The following is a 14,173-nucleotide window of genomic DNA, read 5'->3' as shown; positions in this document are numbered from 1 at the left end:
ACACCATTTAGTATAATTGACATATTTTTGATATTTGTATTATGATAGCTTTGCGCAACTTCACATTGAGAGGACGATATGCAATGAATTCAATCTTTCTTTTACAAATCGCTCTGATACTTTGCACCCTTTTATTCACTGTCGGAATCATCATCTATTTAAAACAGCAGATGCAGCTTATCATCTTACCGAACGAACATATTGGACAAAAACTTGCGCATCCGCTTCTCGAACAACCATCACCCATTCAAATGCATGATCTGCTGCAAACAAATAGCAAGCAGCAATTACTGATTTTCACTGACACAGCATGCCCGCACTGCATCCCATCACTTGAACAATTCCTAGAAACGAAAAAGCAGCGTAAATTAAACATCTCATTTAGTATCTTGTTGAAGAATGGACAAAAAGAAGATCAAGAATTATATCGTAATAACCAAACTAACATGCGAATAATCCCAGTGGGCGAACACATAATAGACGCATTTCAAATCCAAGAGTTTCCATATTACATCATGGTAGAAGATGATGAAACAATCTCATATGCAGCACCTTTTCCAGATGGTCTTTATTCAAGGCTGCCTGCAAACTAAAGATAAATGAGGCATGTGAAGAATATCAAACACGCCTCATTTTTTATTATTTTGGTGTTGGCTGAACATCCTTTTCTTTTTCCTCCGCAGCCATTTCACTAGCTTCGCTTGAAGCGGATACTTGTTCCTCAGCTTGTTCAAACTCACTGCGAGCTTCATTTGAAATGTCAACTTGATCACCATGCTGATTCACAGTAACGGACGAAGAAGACCCCTCTTTTTGAACCTCTTTCTCTAGTTCCTTTAATTTAGACACATGAAGCTCTAAATCTTTTCCTTGCTGAACCAAAGCCAGTTGTTGAAATAATGCCTTTCTCTCTTCTGGAGAGTGGTCACCTTGAACAATTTGCGCTGCTTGGGTTAAAAAAGAATTTGATGTTTGGCCCGCTTGACGGCTAACCGACGTCTGCATAGTAGCATTTGTTACGAATGAAATTGAAGATATGCTCAATGCGTTCACATCCTAATAAGTGAAATACTTAAATTTAGCAGCCACATTTAACGCGTTCTTGGCTAGTACAAATCTCACCTGTGTCACGATCCACATAGTAACGGAAAGTTCCAACGCCTTGAAGGAAACAAGTTGGTGCTGATTGACAAGAAGTCACCAATCTTTGCAAAATACATCGAGCAGCTGCAGGTTGAACATTGGTCATTTTGTTTAAAAAACGATCTAACATATAAATTCCACCTTCCAATTTTTATGGTATTACAACACAATAATAACCAATTAAAATACAACTAACAACATATTTTGATAATTTTACTAATTATTTTTAACTATTATTCTAATTTATGACATAATTTTAATTTAAAAAATCTAGTATTTATTACCTTTTTCTTATTCAGAAATAATTTATTTATCCATAAATAGATGAGTAAAGATAGAAAAAAAAGGCTATTGTTCAACATTCGCTCTTCCTAAAGTACTGCTGGGTCAAGTATGATAGAGAGTGAATACATAAAGGAGTGAACACAATTGCAACAAACTGAGAAAATCATTCAGTCTCTTCATTCAATAACAAAGTGGGGAAAGGTTGGCAGCATCTTTCTCTATATCTCGGCCGGGCTGTCTATCCTTATAGGATTTTGGTTAGTTCTTCCTGCTGCCGTTGGCGTTTTTCTCATTATGATGGGCGTTCATGTTCAAAAATCTGTGAGAGCAGCTGAACAATTGATTCAAGCGCCTGATACTTCTTACGAAGAACTATTAGAACAATATGCTAAAATGATGAAAATGCAGACACTGTTTGCCATTTCAAGTATTGCCGCAGTTATTCTCTCGTTCATCGCTATCATTTTGATGTTTATACTAGGTGGATTAGCCTTTCTCCAAGATTTTCCTAGTGATGTTCAACAGTACGATGATCATTATGAAGAAGAACTCGGTGACTTTTATTAATGAAGAGGGGTATCAATTCAATTTGATACTCCTTTTGTTTTGCAATTTGGCATTGATCATGATACTTAGCTTGACAATCAACCTTTATCATTTTAAAATACAAATCGTAACCATTACGAATTAAAGGAGGATCATATCACTTATGCGCGTGAAAATCACCTTAGCCTGTACTGAAACAGGTGACAGAAACTATATCACAACAAAAAATAAACGAACGAATCCAGACCGATTGGAGTTAAAAAAATATTCTCCACGATTAAAGAAATATACACTTCATAGAGAAACAAAATGATTTTTCACAATTTAAATCGTAATAATTACTTTTTAAGTGAGGGGGAAAACAAAATGATCGTTTTCAAAAAGGACAAAAACCAATGAATAAGAGAATACCTGTCACAGTATTAAGCGGCTTTTTAGGAGCTGGAAAAACAACGATATTAAATCATGTTCTTCAGAACCGTAAAGGGCTAAAAGTAGCTGTTATTGTAAATGACATGAGCGAAATTAATATTGATGCGGAATTAGTCAAGCAAGGCGGCGAGCTCTCTCGATCAGATGAAAAACTTGTTGAACTCTCTAATGGGTGTATTTGCTGCACATTGAGAGAGGATTTATTAATTGAGGTAGAGCGTCTTTGTAAAGCTGGTAATATAGACTATATTGTCATTGAGTCTACAGGTATTAGTGAACCAATCCCTGTCGCTCAAACTTTCTCTTACATTGATGAAGAAATGGGCATAGATTTGACACGCTTTTGCAGGCTAGACACGATGGTAACAGTGGTAGATGCAAACCGTTTCTGGACTGATTTCCAATCAGGAGAAAGTTTATTGGATCGCAAGGAAGCTGTTTCCGATGATGATGAACGAGAAATTTCCGATTTACTTATTGATCAGATTGAATTTTGTAACGTGCTGATTATCAATAAATGTGATCTTGTATCAGTAGCAGAACTAGATCGACTGGAGCATGTACTGACCACACTTCAACCAGAAGCAACTATTATTAGAACCTCAAAAGGTAATATACAGCCAAGTGACATTTTGAATACTGGTTTATTCGATTTTGAAAAATCAAGTGCTTCTGCAGGATGGATAAAAGAAATCAATGCTGGACATTCTCAGCACACGCCCGAAACAGAAGAATACCGAATCTCATCATTTGTTTATGAAAGAAGGCTCCCTTTCCATACTGGCAGGCTGAATACATGGTTAGATCATATGCCGGAGCAGATCGTTCGTGCTAAAGGATTTGCATGGCTAGCTACGCACCATGATTTAACCATTTTAATTTCACAAGCCGGGAAATCCGTTGCGATTGAACCCATTGCATACTGGATTGCTGCCTTGCCGGAGCAAGAAAGAGCACGCGTTTTAAATCAGGAACCAGAAATTCTAGATGAGTGGGACGCAGAGTTTGGTGATCGACATACAAAACTTGTTTTTATCGGTGTAGATTTACCTAAAGCAGATATGATTCGTACACTAGATCAATGCCTACTTACACCTGAAGAATTTGATCAAGACTGGACAACGTTTGAAGACCCCTTTCAATGGAAAATACACAATTAAACCAGGAGGGTTTTAAGTGGCAAAGAAATCAAAAATAGCAAAAGAAAAAAAACGGCAGCAGCTTGTTTTGAAATATGCAGAATTAAGAAAAGAGTTGAAAGAAAAAGGTGACTATGAAGCTTTGCAGAAATTACCTAGAGACTCTTCCCCCACTCGCTTAAAAAATCGCTGTGAATTAACGGGCCGTCCTAGAGGTTACTTGAGAAAATTTAAAATGTCTCGAATTGCTTTTCGTGAGCTTGCCCATAAAGGACAGATCCCCGGAGTGAAAAAATCAAGTTGGTAAAGATTGATTCGATCTTATCATAGTTCCTGTCAAAGTAAAGCAGCACAAAATGAATAAAAACCTCTTTTCCAACCTTACCTCTGCATTTTCGAGGTGAAAAATTGCATTTTAAAAAACAGCAGAATCTCTGCTGTTTTTTTATGCTGATGGACTTATAAGATAACTTGTCCTGTTTTTTAAAATGAGATTTCCAACAATGATTATGACATTTTCTCTGCTTTTCAAAAATCAATGTTCATGATACTTTGTTGTCACTACCCACCGATGTAGGACATCTCAACTTTTTTCTGATCTTTCTTCTGTTCTCTCTCAGCTGAATATTGATCATGTCTGTTTGACCATAATTCCTTCAATGTGTTCACTAGATATTGATCATCTTCTGTCGTACGAATGATTCGTCTCAGATCAAAACCAGATGACGCAAAGAGACAGGTGAATAATTCGCCACGTGCAGATAGTCTAGCTCTATTACACGATCCACAAAAAGCATCTGAAACAGAAGAGATAATGCCAATCTCTCCTGAACCATCCTCATAAAAATAACGATTGGCTACTTCACCTTTATACCGAGGGGGTTTTGGTTTGATAGGATATTTTGAATGAATCAGCTCTATCATTTCTTTTTTCGTCAGCACATGCTTTAGGTTCCATTTATTCGTATTGCCAACATCCATAAATTCAATAAATCGTAGAATGTGTCCTTCTTTTTTAAAATAGGCTGCCATTGGTAAGATATCTTGATCATTCACACCTTTTTGGACAACCATATTGATCTTAATGGCAAGTCCAGCTTTTTTTGCAGCCTCAATTCCATCAAACACTTTTTGGATGGAAATTTGTCTTCCATTCATCTGCTTAAAACGGTCTGGATTTAAAGAATCTAAACTAATGGTGACTCTGTGAAGACCTGCTTTCTTTAGCTTATCAGCGTATAAAGGTAAAAGCGTTCCATTAGTCGTCATAGCGATGTCTTCAATACCTGGAATTTTTGCAAGCTTTTCGATCAAGATGGGCAAATCTTTACGCATTAAAGGCTCTCCGCCCGTAATACGTAATTTCACCACACCTAATTCCTTTGCAAAAAGGGTAGCAAGTCGTTCAATTTCTTCGAAGCTAAGCAGCTCTTCCTTATTCAAAAAAGGATAATCTGGTCCAAAGATTTCAGCAGGCATACAGTACGTACATCTAAAGTTACAGCGATCAGTTACCGATATTCTTAAATCGCGCAATGGTCGATGTCTTTTATCCAAAATACTGCCCATACTTTGCCTCCTATTCTGTAATACGCTGGTGATGAGTATAGATATTAAAAGATTCTCCTCTAACGAATCCAACTGTTGTTATATTTAATTCTTCTGCCATTTTCAGCGCTAGCTCAGTAGGAGCTGATTTTGATATCACAATCGATACTCCTAATTTTGCTGCCTTCAACAAAACTTCAGACGAAATGCGGCCGCTAAATACAAGGATTTTATCTCTCAGTGGGATTCGGTGAAGTAAACAATATCCATAGATTTTATCCAAAGCATTATGTCGTCCTATATCCGTTCTAGTAATGAATAGCTTTTCTGTGTCACACAGTCCCGCATTATGCACACCGCCAGTATGTTGAAATAATTGGCTTTCCTCTTGTAAACATTTCATTAAATGAATACAGGTTTCAGCAGGAATGTTGATTCGATCAATCGCTGTTTTTGCCGTTTTCACATCTTGAAGAAAATAAAAGTGCCTTCCCTTCCCACAGCAAGATCCAATCACTCGTTTGGTAAAGTCTGATGAATGAAAATGACTTGAGTGATGTAAATCAACATATGCAAAACCCATACTTTCATCTATTGTAAACCTTTTAATCTCTTTTTCAAATCGAATAACTCCTTCTGAGGCTAAAAAACCGATAACCAATTCTTTCAAATGATCTGGGGAACAAACGAGTGTTACAAACTCTTCGCCATTCACCAGCACAGTTAAAGGAAATTCTTCTACAACTTCATCTGTTCTGCAGGTAAATTGACCGTCGCGATATTGTTGAATGACTCGTTTCTTTTTAACAGAAGGATTCATGACTGATCTTCCTTTCAACACAAATTTAGTTATATGAACCAGTCAAATTGTGATATTATTTTAAAAAGTCATAAAAATGTAACATATTTCTATCTTATCAAACTTTTTGATTGCTTTATATGGGGGGAACACAATGAACAAATCAAAAAATCGTTGGCTCATCGCTACAAGTGCTGTGGGAATTCATTTATCTATTGGATCTGTTTATGCATGGAGTGTTTTTACGAATCCTTTACATCAAACCTTTCAGTGGTCATTAACAGAAATAAGCCTTACATTTAGCATTGCCATTTTATTTTTAGGCTTATCGGCTGCTTTCATGGGACATTTCGTTGAAAAGTATGGTCCAAGGGCATCGGGGCTCTTTTCAGCTATTTTCTTCGGTATTGGAATGACTGGATCAGGGTTTGCTGTCCACATGTCTTCATTACCTCTCCTCTACTTATTTTATGGTGTACTCGCTGGGATAGGATTAGGTGTAGGTTATATTGCTCCTGTATCAACATTAGTCAAATGGTTTCCGGATAGAAGAGGACTCGCAACCGGTTTAGCCATTATGGGTTTTGGTTTTGCTTCTCTTATTTGCAGTCCAATTATTCAATATCTCATTGAAAAAGTTGATATAGCAAATACCTTCTATATTCTTGGAATCTCTTATTTTATCATCATGGTCATCTCATCTCTTTATTTATCACCACCCACGCCCGATGACGTCAAACAATTTGACGTGTTGAAAACTAGTCGAAAAAAAATTCCTCAAGATTTATCACAGCTCACAGCAAATGAAGCGATCAAAACACGGCGCTTTTATTATTTGTGGCTTATGCTCTTTATCAATATCACGTGCGGAATTGCCATTATTTCAGTAGCGTCGCCGCTTGCTCAAGAAAGTGTTGGCTTCACCGCAGGCGCTGCAGCTACTCTTGTTGGTATTTTAGGTGCTTTTAATGGCCTGGGACGAATCGGCTGGGCTTCGTTCTCTGATTATATCGGGAGACCAAATACGTATACAATTTTCTTTAGTATTCAGCTCATTGCTTTTCCCTTACTTCCATACTTAAAAGAACCGCTCATCTTTTCAATTGTGATGGCGATCATTTATACATGCTATGGTGGAGGATTTGCCTCAATTCCAGCCTATATTGGAGATTTATTTGGTACGAAGCAGCTTGGTGCAATACACGGTTATATTCTCACCGCTTGGGCCGCTGCTGGTTTAGCAGGACCTTTATTTTCGTCCTTCATTCGAGATATAACAGGCAATTACACACAAAGCCTCATGGTGTTTTCCGGCTTATTTTTCATTGCTTTTATCATATCTCTTCTCATTCGGAGGGATATTAAACAACTTAGAGAATCAAATCTTACTGCCACTTCTTCTGTCACAGCCCGTCCGTAATTTGAATTTGACAGAATCACAATCTACAGGTAATTTTTAGATATGAAAACGCATTAAAAGGTAATCGGAGGGTGATGATATCATGGGGAAAACAAAACACAAGGGGCCTATTAAACTTAACAAAAAACCCTCACCAAAGCTATGGGCTTCTTTTGCTCCTATGGGGCTTGGAAAAGTAAAACCGAAACACATTCGAGATACGATGAAGGTGGCATGGGAGAACAAAGATAACCTCCCCTATGCATACCGTATTTTAACACAGGGCGTTTGTGACGGCTGTGCACTTGGTGTATCAGGTTTATACGATCAGACACTGGCAGGGCCTCATATATGTACCACAAGGCTTAATGTGCTTCGTCTTAACACAATGCCAGCTATTGACCCGAAATGGTTCGAAGATATTCATCAGCTAAAGCAAATGGACAGCACCGCACTTCGTAAACTTGGGCGTATTCCCTATCCATTGATTCGAAAAAAAGGTGATAATGCCTTTACACGTATTTCTTGGGATGATGCATTAGATCAGATTGCAGCTAAAATCAACTCAATTGATAAACAGCAGCTCGCTTTCTATTTAACCGCAAGAGGGATTACAAATGAAGTGTATTATACTGCGGCAAAGGTTGCACGATTTATAGGAACAAATCATATCGATAATGCTTCTCGCATTTGTCATTCACCTAGCAAAACCGCTCTTAAGCGCTCTCTTGGTATAGGTGCCTCCAGCTGTAATTACAGTGATTGGATTGGAACGGATGTATTGATTTTTTGGGGCTCTGTCGCAGCAAACAATCAGCCTGTTTCTACTAAATATATGTACGCCGCTAAAAAGAAAGGGACTAAAATTATTGTCATCAATCCATATAAAGAGCCTGCGATGGAAAAGTACTGGGTTCCCTCTATTCCAGAGAGTGCATTATTCGGCACAAAAATAGCTGATGATTTTTACCAAGTCAATATAGGCGGCGATATTGCATTTATGAATGGCGTCATCAAACATTGGTTTGACATGGAGGAGCATGCTCCTCATTCCGCTCTTGACCATGAATTTATTCAAGCACATACAACCGGCATACAGGATTTAAAGCAACATGTCGATCAGTTGAAATGGGAGGATCTAGAAGCATCATCAGGCTTATCTAAGGAAAGAATGAAGGAATTTGCTGTACTTCTTGCCAATGCCAATTCAGGTGTTTTTATTTGGAGTATGGGCCTCACCCAGCATCGTTTTGCAACTGATAATATATCACAAGTCGCAAATCTTGCCATGTTACGTGGATTTATTGGCAGAAAGCATTGTGGTGTCATGCCTATTCGCGGACATAGCGGCGTCCAAGGTTCAGGAGAAATGGGCGCCGATCCATTCGTGTTGCCAGGCAGTGATTTTGATGAAGAGAATATTGAAAGAATTGAGAAGATATGGGGATTCGACATTCCAAAATGGCATGGTGACACCATTGGTCAATCATTTGAGAAAATGACTCTTCCAAAAGAACACCCGCAAAAGCTCAAGATGTTGTTTACTAGCGGTGGAAACTTTTTAGAAACGATGCCAAATCCAGAAGCGATTGAAAAGGCATTATCTGAGCTTGAACTCCGTGTCCATCAAGATATTATTTTGAACACCTCTACACTCGTAGAAGCAGAAGAGACCGTGATTGTTCTGCCTGCTATGACACGATATGAACAGCCAGGCGGAGGTACATCAACTAGTACGGAGCGCATGGTGTATTTCAGCCCGGAAATTGAAGGACCTCGTATTGAAGAAGCCAGAGCTGAATGGGACATTTATATTGATCTTGCGAAAAGGGTTCGTCCAAAAGATGCCGAGCTGATTCATTTTGAGAATGCTGAAGCCATTCGTCGTGAGATCGCCATCGCAAATCGAAACTATGATGGCATACAGCATTTGCGTCATAAAGGGGACGTCTTTCAATGGGGAGGCGCTTGGCTTTGCGAAGATGGCGTGTGTCCAACACCGGATGGCAAAGGACACCTTCTGCCTGCCCAGCTGCCTCAATATCGGAAAACGGAGGGGCATTTCAACATCACGACAAGACGAGGTAAGCAATTCAACTCAATGATTTACAGTGAAAAGGATGCCTTTAATGGCGGAAAGCGGCATTCTATCTTGTTGAACGAGGAAGATGCAAAAGAGCTTTATATCAATGAAGGAGATCCAGTTGTCCTTTTTAATCAATATGGGTCCTATCAAGGAGTTGCTCAATTCGGAGATCTGAAACGTGGAAATATTGCTGTTTATTGGCCTGAAGGGAACGTTTTAATACCAAAAGGAGTTTATGAAAGCTATTCACAGATTCCAGAATATAATACCACTGCAATATTAGAAAAAGCCGAAACCTTTCATGCAAGAAAAGATCAGCACTACGTGGAGAAACGAATTGATGAATTAGAAACGACTTTAAATTAATCTTCAACTAAAAAAAACAGCTGGGGGTTTGTCTCCCCAGCTGCCTATTCACATCCTACTGGCCAAAAGAGCTAGCTTCTTTTTGAAGAATGTGATTCAATTCTTCTGCATTTGCTGCTGGTTGATATTGTCCACCGCCAGCTTTTGCAACAGATTTTAGACTTTTTGCTTCTTTTTGATTTACATCGAAGCCAATGATATTGACGATTGTATCAATACCTTCTTCATGTAATTGCTTTGCTGCTTGTGATGGGCTCCCGCCACAAGTTTCTTCACCATCACTGACAACATATACAATATTTTTTCCCTCAGCTTGGTGATCTTCAAAATCTTGTTTCGTATCAGTTAATGCTTTTGCAAGTGGTGTCCAGCCTGTTGGACCATACACATTCAGCGCTTGTTGAAAGGTTGATTCCTCATAGGTTCCAAACCTATAAACTGCTTCAGAACTTTCACAAGAAACGGCTTTTCCTGCATTTTTATTGGTTCCTTCATGACCAAAAACACGAAGCAGGACTTGCGTATCTTCTGATAAAAGACTTGCGAAGCTTTGAATCGAACGTTTTGCGATATCAATTTTCTTTTCGCCTTCAACCGATTGTGCCATACTGCCACTTAAATCAAGTAAAATCACCACATGAGCCGGCTCCTTTTTCGTTATAGCATGAGCAGGTGAAGAAAGAAGCAGGACAAGACTAGCTAAGATGGTTAATACAATATTTCTTTTCATCAATAAAAAACCTCCCTTTTTTCATTTGTACAGAAAAAGAGAAACGAAAGAATCAATCAATCGTTTCCCTTTTCTTCTGCAAGTTTATTCGTGTAGTTTTAATGATTCTGCTGTAAAGATAGAACCCATTTCTTTGCCAGTGCTTGCTTGGTAGTAAGAGCCTTTACCAGCTTTGGCTACTTCCTTCAATTGGCCTTCATAGCCATCGTTAAAGTCTAATCCGATTACATTGACCACAGTAGATCCTTTGGAGTTATGCAAATCTTTTGCTACTTTCACTGGATCTCCGCCACAAGTTTCTTCACCATCAGTAATTAAGTACACAATATGTTTTGTTCCATTATGAAGCTGCTTATCCGTTTGCTTTGCACTTTCAAGAGCACGTGCAATCGGTGTCCAGCCATTTGGTCCAAGACCGTTTAGAGAGTTTTCGAAGCTTTCCTTTTCATAAGGTTGAACACCGTAAACGCCTCTAATGACTTCACATGATTGAGCTTTACCTGAGTTTTTGTTGTTTCCTTCAGAACCAAACAAGCTCATACGGATTTTCGCGTTTTTCGGAAGTGATTGAGCAAATTTGAATACCTCTTGTTTTGCTAGATCAAATTTGCGCTCTCCTTCTACTTTTCTTGCCATGCTTCCACTGGCATCAAGTAAAATTGTCACTCTTACATCTTTCTTATGTTTTTTGGCTGCTGTTGCTTCTGCAAATACTGGTGAAGAGATTGACATTGATAATGTCAATACAGCTAAGGCTACGAGTGTAAATACTTTTTTCATCATGCTTTTCCTTCCTCCTTATGTATTTGATTGAAACATCTTAATCGTAAATTATTCTCACTTGGAATGGTATAGGACTCGATCCCTTTTTCTCTTTCATCAAAATCACTAAAATTCTGTCAGATGTCTAGATATTTTCACCTAACGCTTCCTTTTTCTCTTTGTTTTCTCTTTCTTTCGAGGGACTTTGTATCGGCCATCGGTTCTTGTCGGGACATAAATGTTTAAGATTTCCTGACCTGCGCCTTAAGTCACAATTTGACACATTCTGTTCAAACCTCTTTGAAAACAAAAAAAGATGCCCCATTTTGAGGCACCTTTTCCTTTATTTCTTAGCCATATATGTGTTGAGAAAGCGATCAGCTGATTCAATTTGAATTCCTTTATAATAATGTTTCACGATCTCATCTACTTTTTTGCCTGACTGGGCCATATAATGTGCACCATACTGACTCATTCCCACACCATGGCCATATCCTTTTGTCGTAATCACAATTTGCTGGCCTTTTCGTTCCAATGTAAAGTCCGCAGAATGCAGCCCTAGTGATTCACGAATATCTCTGCCTGTCAGTGTTTTCCCGTTTATGACTGCTTTGGCTACTTGATTTCCTGGTGTCCGTTCTACAATCTCTCCCACCTGATGATGCTGATTGAGGGTTACACCCAGTTTTTGCTGAAATTCACTAACTGTGATGGTTTGCTTGTTTTGAAATTTGGGTGATTTTTCGTCCCATTTGCTTGAAACACTTTTCAAATATGGGATTTCGTTTTTCCAATAGGCTTCTGCATTTTCAGTTTTCCCGTTACTTGTTGAAAAGAAAGAAGCATCAATTGGTTTTTCATCATAAGTCAGCACTTTCCCTTGTGTGCTGGCGACGGCTTCTGTGATCTTTTTTAATTTCCAATTGTACGCTTTCCCCCAAATTTTCTTCAGTTCCTGTTTATTTTTGTAGACCTGGAACATTTGTGTGTCATCTACAAGAGAGCCTTTTGGCGATTTTACGGTCTTGTCGATGATCATTTGTCTGACGATATACGTTCTAGCGGCGAGTGCCTGTGCTTTGAGTGCCTCGATTTCAAAATCAGCTGGCATTTCCGAAGCGACGACACCGATCACATACTCTTCTAAGGGGATGTTTTCTACCTGTTGATGCGCTGAACGATAGACTGGAATGGAGACGGGTGATTGCTTCAATTTGACTGAACCTTTCACTTCTTTTTTTGCTGATGGTTCTGCTGCTACGTGTTGGCTGGCTGTTGGTTTTCCTTGGAACGTCGGCAACACGAGTAAGGTTGGAATCATTAAAATGATGATGCATATTCCTGCGATTGTCCATATCATTGGTTTCATATTTGGCTGCCCCCATTTGTCATTGAATCTCTTTTATCCTATGGACAAGGACAAGCTAATATGACAGCTTCTTTCATTCATTGGACAAGTCTTTTGGTGATATGCTGGTGCTCTTCATCATTTGATTTTACTGTTCGTCTTTATGAATAAAATTTAAGATGATTGGATACACTAATGATAAGCTTTTAAAAATAAAACACTCTATGATTCTAAAAAAAAAATCAGCATGCCCAAATGGACACACTGATTTGTTTATTACGCGTTTAGATCTGACACAACTTGTTCTTGTGTCACATCTGCTGATTCATCATTTACTCTTTCAATGTCTGCACCGATTGCTGCAAGCTTTTGGTGGAAGTTCACATATCCACGGTCAATATGCTTCAATTCAGTGACGCGTGTATGACCTTCTGCCACTAATCCAGCAAGTACAAGTGCTGCTCCTGCTCTTAAATCAGTCGCTGAAACTTCAGCACCTTGAAGTTGAACCGGCCCATTGATAATCACAGAGCGACCCTCAATTTTAATATCGCCATTCATGCGGCGGAATTCTTCAGCGTGCATAAAACGATTTTCAAACACAGTTTCTGTGATCATGCTTGTTCCGTTCGCACGAAGCAATAGCGCCATCATCTGAGACTGCATATCCGTTGGGAACCCAGGATGCGGCATTGTTTTTAGATCGATTGGCTTGAGCTCAGATGGTCCAATGACTCTTAAACCTTCTTCTTCTTCAATGATCTGAATACCCATTTCTTCCATTTTTGCAATAAGTGAAGTCAGGTGTTCCGGAACTGCGCCTTTCACAAGGACATTTCCTTCTGTAATGGCTGCTGCCACCATGAAAGTACCCGCTTCAATTCGGTCAGGAATGATGGTGTGTTTTGCACCGTGAAGTGTTTCCACACCTTCAATTTTGATTGTACCAGTACCAGCCCCGCGAATCTTACCGCCCATGGCATTAATGTAGTTTGCCAAATCAACAATTTCAGGTTCTTTTGCTACGTTCTCTAAAATGGTTGTTCCTTCAGCTAATGCTGCTGCCATGATGATGTTTTCAGTTGCACCTACACTTGGGAAATCCAAATAAATTTTTGCACCTTTTAGACGGCCTTTTACTTCAGCCTCGATGAATCCATTACCTACTTGAATTTTAGCTCCCATTGCTTCGAAGCCTTTTAAATGCTGATCAATTGGTCTTGAACCAATTGCGCAGCCTCCAGGTAATGCAACCCTTGCATGACCTGTTCTAGCTAAAAGTGGTCCCATGACGAGCACAGATGCTCGCATTTTACGCACATACTCAAACGGAGCCTCAGTTTCTAGTGCATGAGATGCATCTACTGATACTTCGTTATTTTCAAAATGTACTTCTGCTCCTAAATGACGTAACACTTCATTGATTGTATATACATCGGAGAGCGTAGGTACATCACAAATTACGCTTTTTTCTGTACTTGCTAACAAAGATGCAGCGATAACTGGTAAAACGGCATTTTTTGCGCCTTCTACTTTAACTGTGCCGTTTAACTTTTGACCGCCGCGGACGATGATTTTTTCCAAGGTCTT

The 14,173-nt window shown here is 39.0% G+C and carries 14 protein-coding genes; 7 read left to right on the top strand and 7 right to left on the bottom strand.

What is annotated here, in order from left to right; all coding sequences use genetic code 11:
- The first annotated feature begins 83 nt into the window (after nucleotides 1-83).
- Nucleotides 84-593 carry a thiol:disulfide interchange protein gene (locus GPA07_RS03075; RefSeq protein ID WP_157292007.1) on the top strand — a complete coding sequence of 170 codons (510 nt, stop codon included), beginning with the start codon at nucleotides 84-86 and terminating at the stop codon, nucleotides 591-593.
- A gap of 46 nt (nucleotides 594-639) precedes the next feature.
- Here GPA07_RS03075 and GPA07_RS03070 read toward each other — a convergent pair whose 3' ends face one another.
- Nucleotides 640-1,044, bottom strand: a complete 405-nt coding sequence (locus GPA07_RS03070; RefSeq protein ID WP_008354893.1) for a hypothetical protein — start codon at nucleotides 1,042-1,044, stop codon at nucleotides 640-642.
- Nucleotides 1,045-1,572: 528 nt separating this feature from the next.
- On the opposite strand from GPA07_RS03070, the gene GPA07_RS03065 reads away from it, so the two are divergent.
- The 4 genes from GPA07_RS03065 (at nucleotide 1,573) to rpsN (ending at nucleotide 3,852) form a co-directional block, all read left to right on the top strand.
- Nucleotides 1,573-1,995 carry a hypothetical protein gene (locus GPA07_RS03065; protein ID WP_157292006.1) on the top strand — a complete coding sequence of 141 codons (423 nt, stop codon included), beginning with the start codon at nucleotides 1,573-1,575 and terminating at the stop codon, nucleotides 1,993-1,995.
- Nucleotides 1,996-2,137: 142 nt separating this feature from the next.
- Nucleotides 2,138-2,287 (top strand): 50S ribosomal protein L33, encoded by a 150-nt coding sequence (gene rpmG / locus GPA07_RS03060; RefSeq protein WP_003214771.1) that lies wholly within the window; start codon nucleotides 2,138-2,140, stop codon nucleotides 2,285-2,287.
- An 82-nt stretch (nucleotides 2,288-2,369) separates the two neighbouring features.
- Nucleotides 2,370-3,566, top strand: coding sequence for a GTP-binding protein (locus GPA07_RS03055; RefSeq protein WP_008354898.1), 1,197 nt, complete (start codon nucleotides 2,370-2,372; stop codon nucleotides 3,564-3,566).
- Between the two features lie 16 nt (nucleotides 3,567-3,582).
- Nucleotides 3,583-3,852 (top strand): 30S ribosomal protein S14, encoded by a 270-nt coding sequence (gene rpsN, locus GPA07_RS03050; RefSeq protein WP_008354900.1) that lies wholly within the window; start codon nucleotides 3,583-3,585, stop codon nucleotides 3,850-3,852.
- 254 nt (nucleotides 3,853-4,106) lie between these two features.
- On the opposite strand, the gene moaA is transcribed toward rpsN, so the two are convergent.
- Nucleotides 4,107-5,114: a GTP 3',8-cyclase MoaA gene (moaA, locus tag GPA07_RS03045; protein WP_034738170.1), complete on the bottom strand. Its 1,008-nt coding sequence runs from the start codon at nucleotides 5,112-5,114 to the stop codon at nucleotides 4,107-4,109.
- Nucleotides 5,115-5,124: 10 nt separating this feature from the next.
- Nucleotides 5,125-5,913: a formate dehydrogenase accessory sulfurtransferase FdhD gene (gene fdhD, locus GPA07_RS03040; protein WP_008354904.1), complete on the bottom strand. Its 789-nt coding sequence runs from the start codon at nucleotides 5,911-5,913 to the stop codon at nucleotides 5,125-5,127.
- A 133-nt stretch (nucleotides 5,914-6,046) separates the two neighbouring features.
- On the opposite strand from fdhD, the gene GPA07_RS03035 reads away from it, so the two are divergent.
- Together GPA07_RS03035 and GPA07_RS03030 are read left to right on the top strand one after the other, a co-directional pair.
- Complete coding sequence (locus tag GPA07_RS03035; protein WP_008354906.1) at nucleotides 6,047-7,312, top strand: L-lactate MFS transporter; 1,266 nt, start codon at nucleotides 6,047-6,049, stop codon at nucleotides 7,310-7,312.
- A gap of 82 nt (nucleotides 7,313-7,394) precedes the next feature.
- Entirely contained in the window at nucleotides 7,395-9,743 is a 2,349-nt protein-coding gene (locus GPA07_RS03030; protein WP_008354909.1) for an FdhF/YdeP family oxidoreductase, read from the top strand.
- 55 nt (nucleotides 9,744-9,798) lie between these two features.
- Here GPA07_RS03030 and GPA07_RS03025 read toward each other — a convergent pair whose 3' ends face one another.
- From GPA07_RS03025 to murA, 4 genes are all read right to left on the bottom strand, one after another.
- Nucleotides 9,799-10,473: a VWA domain-containing protein gene (locus GPA07_RS03025; RefSeq protein WP_157292005.1), complete on the bottom strand. Its 675-nt coding sequence runs from the start codon at nucleotides 10,471-10,473 to the stop codon at nucleotides 9,799-9,801.
- 84 nt (nucleotides 10,474-10,557) lie between these two features.
- A complete protein-coding gene (locus GPA07_RS03020; protein WP_034738196.1) occupies nucleotides 10,558-11,253 on the bottom strand; it encodes a VWA domain-containing protein in 696 nt (231 codons plus the stop codon).
- Nucleotides 11,254-11,578: 325 nt separating this feature from the next.
- A complete protein-coding gene (gene spoIID, locus GPA07_RS03015; protein ID WP_157292004.1) occupies nucleotides 11,579-12,604 on the bottom strand; it encodes a stage II sporulation protein D in 1,026 nt (341 codons plus the stop codon).
- 255 nt (nucleotides 12,605-12,859) lie between these two features.
- Nucleotides 12,860-14,167 (bottom strand): UDP-N-acetylglucosamine 1-carboxyvinyltransferase, encoded by a 1,308-nt coding sequence (murA, locus tag GPA07_RS03010; protein ID WP_008354919.1) that lies wholly within the window; start codon nucleotides 14,165-14,167, stop codon nucleotides 12,860-12,862.
- Nucleotides 14,168-14,173 lie beyond the last annotated feature (6 nt).

Origin of the sequence: Bacillus sp. ms-22, assembly GCF_009759805.1 — a bacterium.
GTDB lineage: Bacteria > Bacillota > Bacilli > Bacillales > Bacillaceae > Bacillus > Bacillus xiamenensis.
The sequence above is the reverse complement of the archived record's forward strand: the minus strand, read 5'-3'. Positions and strand labels throughout refer to the sequence as shown.

Coding starts and splice junctions, on each gene's coding strand:
- GPA07_RS03075 (WP_157292007.1), top strand. CDS start 84: ATGAATTCAATCTTTCTTTTACAAATCGCTCTGATACTTTGCACCCTT.
- rpmG (WP_003214771.1), top strand. CDS start 2,138: ATGCGCGTGAAAATCACCTTAGCCTGTACTGAAACAGGTGACAGAAAC.
- GPA07_RS03055 (WP_008354898.1), top strand. CDS start 2,370: ATGAATAAGAGAATACCTGTCACAGTATTAAGCGGCTTTTTAGGAGCT.
- moaA (WP_034738170.1), bottom strand. CDS start 5,114: ATGGGCAGTATTTTGGATAAAAGACATCGACCATTGCGCGATTTAAGA.
- fdhD (WP_008354904.1), bottom strand. CDS start 5,913: ATGAATCCTTCTGTTAAAAAGAAACGAGTCATTCAACAATATCGCGAC.
- GPA07_RS03035 (WP_008354906.1), top strand. CDS start 6,047: ATGAACAAATCAAAAAATCGTTGGCTCATCGCTACAAGTGCTGTGGGA.
- GPA07_RS03030 (WP_008354909.1), top strand. CDS start 7,395: ATGGGGAAAACAAAACACAAGGGGCCTATTAAACTTAACAAAAAACCC.
- GPA07_RS03025 (WP_157292005.1), bottom strand. CDS start 10,473: ATGAAAAGAAATATTGTATTAACCATCTTAGCTAGTCTTGTCCTGCTT.
- GPA07_RS03020 (WP_034738196.1), bottom strand. CDS start 11,253: ATGAAAAAAGTATTTACACTCGTAGCCTTAGCTGTATTGACATTATCA.
- spoIID (WP_157292004.1), bottom strand. CDS start 12,604: ATGAAACCAATGATATGGACAATCGCAGGAATATGCATCATCATTTTA.